Genomic DNA, 5777 nt, shown 5'->3' with positions numbered 1-5777 from the left:
CCCGTTCGACGCCGAAATATGTCTTGCCAGATAACTGGCAAGACGGTATCTACGGAAGGCATGTGCGAATGTAGGGGCGTCATTTATGACGACCTTCATAAAGGATGTAGCAGATTGGAATTTTGTGGCGGGACGAGATTACGCCTGATGATTGCCGCAGGTTACGAAACTGCCATCATCCTGGCTATGTTTCGGCAGTACATTATCGCCCAGAATTTCATGCTGCGCGCAATGGGGTTGATGCGGATGCAGACCGCCCGGCGGTGAAAAAGGCTCGGCCATCTGTGCACTTGCCAGCGAAGAAAACGCTACAAGCGCTGTCATGAGGAACAACGGTAGAAGTCGCATAATTTTTTTGTCTGTTCACTATTGCGGCCCGGAATGGACCAGAAATGCAGGTGATTATCCAGCCTGATGTGTGGCGGCTGGTGATTTACGCGGCCAATCAGGTTTCGATGGAGAATTTTACGCCAATTACCGCCTTGAGTTTATAAAATCGTGCGGTTTGTCACGGTTTACCGCACGAATTATGCATTACATATCCGCCACCGGAATATAGAAGGTGCCTTGCAGCAGATCGGGCGTACTGTATTTCAGATCCAGCTTGAGCAAATCTTTGCCCGCACGGCGTGCTACGCCCAGCGCTGGCAAGTGGTTGTAGTAAATCTCCGCGGTGAACGCGTTGATCTCTTCCGGCGCGCCGTGCCAGTCAATCTCCGCATACAAACCACTTTCTCCGGTCCAGTTCTGCACATTACGCGGCAGCACATCGGCGTACTGACTTTCCAGCGCCTGGAACAGGCTGATGTGTTGCTGATCGGCGGAATGTAGGCCCGGACTGAACTGGAAGCCCAGCCAGCCGCGATTTACGTGCTGACCCGCAAAAGCGATGAAATCACGCGTGTGCTGCGCCACCACATGGTTATGGTGATCGATGTATTCGCCGAAGCGGCATTCCCACTCAATCACTTCACCACACAGCTGAATTTCCGGCTTCTGCGCCAGACGCGCATTGATCCACTCGCGCTGCGTGGAGATGCGGCTGTGGAAATCCTTCATCAGCATCTCTGGAATGCGGCGATAGGCACCCGGCGTCATCGAGAAGTGACTTTTAAACACGCGGGTAAAATTCTGCTGATTATCAAAGCCAAAGCGCACCGCAATGTCGATCAGCGGCATGTTGGTCAAACGCAGCGCCATCGCCGCCATGGTCAGACGACGTTTGCGCGTGTAGGACGCCAGCGTTTGCCCGGTCATCTCTTTGAACATGCGCTGCATGTGCCATTTGGAGTAACCGGATTTCAGGGTAATCAGATCGATGTTGAGTTCGTCGGTCAGGTTCGCTTCTATCCAGTCCACCAGATCGTTGATGTACTGTTTTTTTACATTCAGGCTGAGCATGATTTTGATGGTCGAATGAGGTGGTTAACGTCATGAATTTGCGTTATTCGTCACATAAATATAACAAAAACGTATTACTAACGTAAGGAAGAGTAAACGTACCGAAGCGGGAAAAGCATTAATTGCTTAGGTTACTAACGTTTTTTTGATCGCAGAAAAGAAAAAGGTCGCCATGAATGGCGACCCTACGGTGATATCAATGGGTTCTGTTAATGCGGGGACTCAATGCGAACGCATGCCCGCTGCCGTCATCATCATACGAAACAGTGATGCCACCACACCGAGTGCCAGCACGCTTGCGCCGTAAATGACTACCAGCCACATCACCTGCTTCCACCACGGAATCTTCGTTTCAGAGTGAGTTTTCATGTTGCTGACCTCGGTTTTCATATCAATGGTATCCTTCGTCGGCTTTGATTTTTCCGCGGAACACGTAGTAACTCCAGAAGGTGTAACCCAGAATGACCGGAATAATCAGCAAGCCGCCCACCAGCATAAACGCCTGGCTGCTCGCCGGAGACGCCGCCTGCCAGATGGTGATTGACGGTGGAATGATGTTCGGCCAGATGCTGATGCCAAGGCCCGAGAAGCCAAGGAAAATCAGCGCCAGTGTCAGGATGAACGGCGAGTAATGCGCTTCACGCTTGATGGCGCGCACAATCCCCCACGAACAGAGCACCACCAGCACCGGAACCGGCAGGAACCAGAACAGGTTCGGACGCGAGAACCAGCGCTGTGCGATATCCGCATGCGTCAGCGGCGTCCAGATGCTGATAATGCCCACCACCAGCAGCAGCGTCAGCGTCAGCGGTGTCGCCAGCGCAGACATCTTACGGTGCAGGTCGTGTTCGGTTTTCATGATCAGCCAGGTACAACCCAGTAGCGCATAGGCAATCACCAGACCAACGCCGCAGAACAGCGGGAACGGCGCTAACCAGCTCATCGCTGAACCCGCATATTCACGGCCAACCACCGGGAAACCATTCAGGATGGCGCCAACCGCCACGCCTTGGCTGAAGGTGGCCAGCAGTGAACCGGCAATAAACGACTTATCCCAGAACGGACGGTGTTCTACCGTGGCCTTGAAGCGGAACTCAAAGGCAACACCACGGAAGATCAGGCCAATCAGCATTGCCGTCAAAGGAATCGACAGCGCATCCAGCAGCACCGAATACGCCAGCGGGAACGCGCCGTACAGCGCCGCGCCGCCCAGTACCAGCCAGGTTTCGTTGCCATCCCAAACCGGGGCAACGGTGTTCACCATCATGTCGCGTTCGATGGGATCTTTGTTAAACGGCAGCAGCAAGCCAATGCCGAGATCGAAGCCATCCATCACGATGTACATCAAGGTGCCAAACACGATGATGGCAAACCAGATAATTGAAAAGTCGATCATCTTAGTGCTCCCCACTCTTTTCGCTATGGGTTTTGGCCGCCGACAACGGACGCGCTGGCGTGTGATGCTGACCCGGACCACCGTGATCAACCTCTTTACCTTCGCCGGTCACCGGACCCTCTTTGATCAGACGCATCATGTAGAGGTAACCGACACCAAACACCGACGAATAGACCAGAATGAACGCCAGCAGGCTGATGCTCATATGCATATCGCCATGCGCGGAGACCGCATCAATGGTGCGCTGCACGCCATACACCACCCAAGGCTGACGTCCAATTTCGGTAGTAAACCAGCCGGCCAGAATGGCGATTAAACCCGATGGCCCCATCAGCAGCGTGAACCACAGGAACGGACGCGAGTGGTACAAACGGCCTTTGAAACGCAGCCACAGAGACACCACGCCGAGCGTAATCATCAGCAGGCCCAGCGCCACCATCACGCGGAATGACCAGAAGATGATGGTGGAATTCGGACGGTCCTCTTTCGGGAAGCTCTTCAACGCAGGAATCTGCTTGTCGAGACTGTGCGTCAGAATCAGGCTGCCGAGGTACGGGATTTCCAGCGCGTACTTGGTGCGCTCTTGCTCCATATCCGGCACACCGAACAGAATCAGCGGCGTGGCTTCACCCGCCTTGTTTTCCCAGTGTCCTTCAATCGCCGCGATTTTCGCTGGCTGATGCTCAAGGGTGTTCAGGCCATGCGCATCACCGATCATGGCCTGAATCGGCGCGACGATCAGCGCCATCCACAGCGCCATCGAGAACATCTTACGAATCGCTGGATTGTCGTTACCGCGCAGCAAATGCCATGCGCCCGACGCGCCGACAAAGAAGGCGCTGGCGAGGAAGGCACCCACCGACATGTGGAACAAGCGATAAGGGAACGAAGGGTTAAAGATGATTTTCAGCCAATCTTCCGGCACCACGATGCCGTTCTGGATGATGTAGCCCTGCGGCGTATGCATCCAGCTGTTCGACGCCAGAATCCAGAAGGTGGAGAAGATGGTACCGAGCGCGACCATGCAGGTTGCAAAGAAGTGCAAGCCTGGACCGACGCGGTTCCAGCCAAACAGCATCACGCCAAGGAAGCCCGCTTCAAGGAAGAACGCAGTTAACACTTCATAGGTGAGCAGCGGGCCGGTAATACTGCCAGCAAACTGTGAGAAACCACTCCAGTTAGTACCGAACTGGTACGCCATCACCAATCCGGATACCACACCCATGCCGAAGTTAACGGCAAAAGCTTTCGACCAGAAATGGTAGAGATCGCGATAGGTCTCGTTACGGGTTTTCAGCCACATCCCTTCAAGCACCGCCAGGAAACTGGCGAGACCGATGGTGATGGCTGGAAAGATAATATGGAAGGAAACAGTAAATGCGAACTGAATCCTGGCCAGATGAAAGGCGTCTAATCCAAACATTGCTTACCTCATTGCCACAAATTACACCGAATTTTTACTTATAATTAACAAGCAGAGCGCAGCGGTTATTTCGCCGTGCTTAAAGAAATGTCGCGCCAATGTAAAAGGAAGTGGTGCGAACGAAAAGATACAGGGGAAGTCGGTAAAACTATAACAGTGTTTTTTGATTTCGATCATTGTTTTCAGCAGAAACTAATACTTTAAAATCACCACGTTAAGGTTAAACACCCTCACTCATTGTGACAATATTGTTATTGTTTTTCGCTTATTCTCGCTGTGCTCAGCTGGTAACCACTTCATTTATTTATTTTTTAGTGCAAAGCGAAAAGATGATATTTATGGCGTTTGACTGAAACATGTAAATATTTCCGGACAGCGCGAGGGGATCATAATTGTTAATTAAAAGATAATATTTTTATAATAAAAAGATATATTCCTGCTGATTAATTATGCCGTGATGTAAACGTGGTGACGTTAACCTGCTGCGGCATGGCATTTGCCAGCGGCGACAAGCTGTGCTTTTTTAGAGCAGTAATCAACCAGTTAAACAGCGAAGGAGAGGTTATGGCCCGTCTTACTGCACAGGATTTCCCTCAGGAACTGCTCGAGCTTTACGATTACTACGCCCATGGCAAAATCAGCAAACGCGAATTTATCTCGATGGCGGCGAAATTCACCGTTGCGGGTATGGCGGGCGCAACATTATTGAGCGCCATGAGCCCCAATTATGCGCTGGCGCAGCAGGTGGAATTTACCGATCCGGCGATCAAACCGGAGTACATTCACTATCCGTCACCGCAAGGTCACGGCGAGGTGCGCGGCTATCTGGTAAGACCGGCCAATGCATCCGGCAAAGTGCCTGCGGTGGTGGTGGTGCACGAGAATCGTGGCCTCAATCCCTACATCGAAGACGTGGCACGACGGGTAGCGAAAGCCGGTTATATCGCGCTGGCACCGGATGGTCTGAGTTCGCTGGGCGGTTATCCGGGCAATGATGATGAAGGCAAAACGATGCAGGCCAAAGTCGATCCAACCAAGTTGATGAATGACTTTTTCGCCGCGATTGATTTCCTGATGCATCACGAGGAAGGCACCGGCAAAGTGGGCATCACCGGCTTCTGCTACGGAGGTGGCGTAGCGAATGCGGCAGCGGTCGCGTTTCCCGATTTGGCCTGTGCGGTGCCGTTTTATGGCCGTCAGCCTAAAGCCGAAGATGTGCCGCGCATCAAAGCGCCGCTGTTGTTGCATTACGCCGCGCTGGATAAAGGCATCAACGAAGGTTGGCCAGCCTATGAAGAGGCGTTAAAGGCCAATCATAAAGTCTACGAAGGCTACGTTTATCCCGGCGTGAATCATGGCTTCCATAATGATTCGACACCGCGTTATGACAAAGCCGCCGCCGAATTAGCCTGGAGCCGCACGCTGGGCTGGTTTGAGAAGTATTTGCGCGCGTGATGGCTGCGGTCGCCATAAATGGCGACCCTACGAATTCCACTGCATCGTTTGTAGATACCGTCTTGCCAGTTATCTGGCAAGACATATTTCGGCGTCGAACGG

7 protein-coding genes are annotated in these 5777 nt (G+C 52.6%); 3 read left to right on the top strand and 4 right to left on the bottom strand.

Going from position 1 to position 5777, the window contains the following annotated elements; all coding sequences use genetic code 11:
* Window positions 1-267: hypothetical protein (locus RTM06_RS22520; protein WP_312184770.1), on the top strand; the 267-nt coding region annotated here is incomplete at its 5' end.
* Between the two features lie 15 nt (window positions 268-282).
* Complete coding sequence (locus tag RTM06_RS22810) at window positions 283-339, top strand: SEC-C metal-binding domain-containing protein (RefSeq protein ID WP_137386906.1); 57 nt, start codon at window positions 283-285, stop codon at window positions 337-339.
* Between the two features lie 195 nt (window positions 340-534).
* On the opposite strand, the gene RTM06_RS22515 is transcribed toward RTM06_RS22810, so the two are convergent.
* From RTM06_RS22515 to RTM06_RS22500, 4 genes are all read right to left on the bottom strand, one after another.
* Window positions 535-1401, bottom strand: a complete 867-nt coding sequence (locus tag RTM06_RS22515; RefSeq protein WP_312184769.1) for a helix-turn-helix domain-containing protein — start codon at window positions 1399-1401, stop codon at window positions 535-537.
* Window positions 1402-1623: 222 nt separating this feature from the next.
* Entirely contained in the window at window positions 1624-1791 is a 168-nt protein-coding gene (locus RTM06_RS22510) for a DUF2474 domain-containing protein (RefSeq protein ID WP_101761885.1), read from the bottom strand.
* Between the two features lies 1 nt (window position 1792).
* Window positions 1793-2797, bottom strand: a complete 1005-nt coding sequence (cydB, locus tag RTM06_RS22505; protein ID WP_008107197.1) for a cytochrome d ubiquinol oxidase subunit II — start codon at window positions 2795-2797, stop codon at window positions 1793-1795.
* A 1-nt stretch (window position 2798) separates the two neighbouring features.
* Entirely contained in the window at window positions 2799-4220 is a 1422-nt protein-coding gene (locus RTM06_RS22500; RefSeq protein WP_312184768.1) for a cytochrome ubiquinol oxidase subunit I, read from the bottom strand.
* 564 nt (window positions 4221-4784) lie between these two features.
* Here RTM06_RS22500 and yghX point away from each other — a divergent pair.
* Window positions 4785-5675, top strand: a complete 891-nt coding sequence (yghX, locus tag RTM06_RS22495; protein ID WP_312184767.1) for a YghX family hydrolase — start codon at window positions 4785-4787, stop codon at window positions 5673-5675.
* Window positions 5676-5777: the final 102 nt, after the last annotated feature.

Source organism: Pantoea sp. CTOTU46764, assembly GCF_031974595.1.
In the GTDB taxonomy this organism is placed as follows: domain Bacteria; phylum Pseudomonadota; class Gammaproteobacteria; order Enterobacterales; family Enterobacteriaceae; genus Pantoea; species Pantoea trifolii.
The sequence above is the reverse complement of the archived record's forward strand: the minus strand, read 5'-3'. Positions and strand labels throughout refer to the sequence as shown.

Excerpts from the sequence above, each read along its gene's own strand:
- cydB (WP_008107197.1), bottom strand. The coding sequence starts at position 2,797 with ATGATCGACTTTTCAATTATCTGGTTTGCCATCATCGTGTTTGGCACC.
- RTM06_RS22515 (WP_312184769.1), bottom strand. The coding sequence starts at position 1,401 with ATGCTCAGCCTGAATGTAAAAAAACAGTACATCAACGATCTGGTGGAC.
- yghX (WP_312184767.1), top strand. The coding sequence starts at position 4,785 with ATGGCCCGTCTTACTGCACAGGATTTCCCTCAGGAACTGCTCGAGCTT.
- RTM06_RS22510 (WP_101761885.1), bottom strand. The coding sequence starts at position 1,791 with ATGAAAACCGAGGTCAGCAACATGAAAACTCACTCTGAAACGAAGATT.
- RTM06_RS22500 (WP_312184768.1), bottom strand. The coding sequence starts at position 4,220 with ATGTTTGGATTAGACGCCTTTCATCTGGCCAGGATTCAGTTCGCATTT.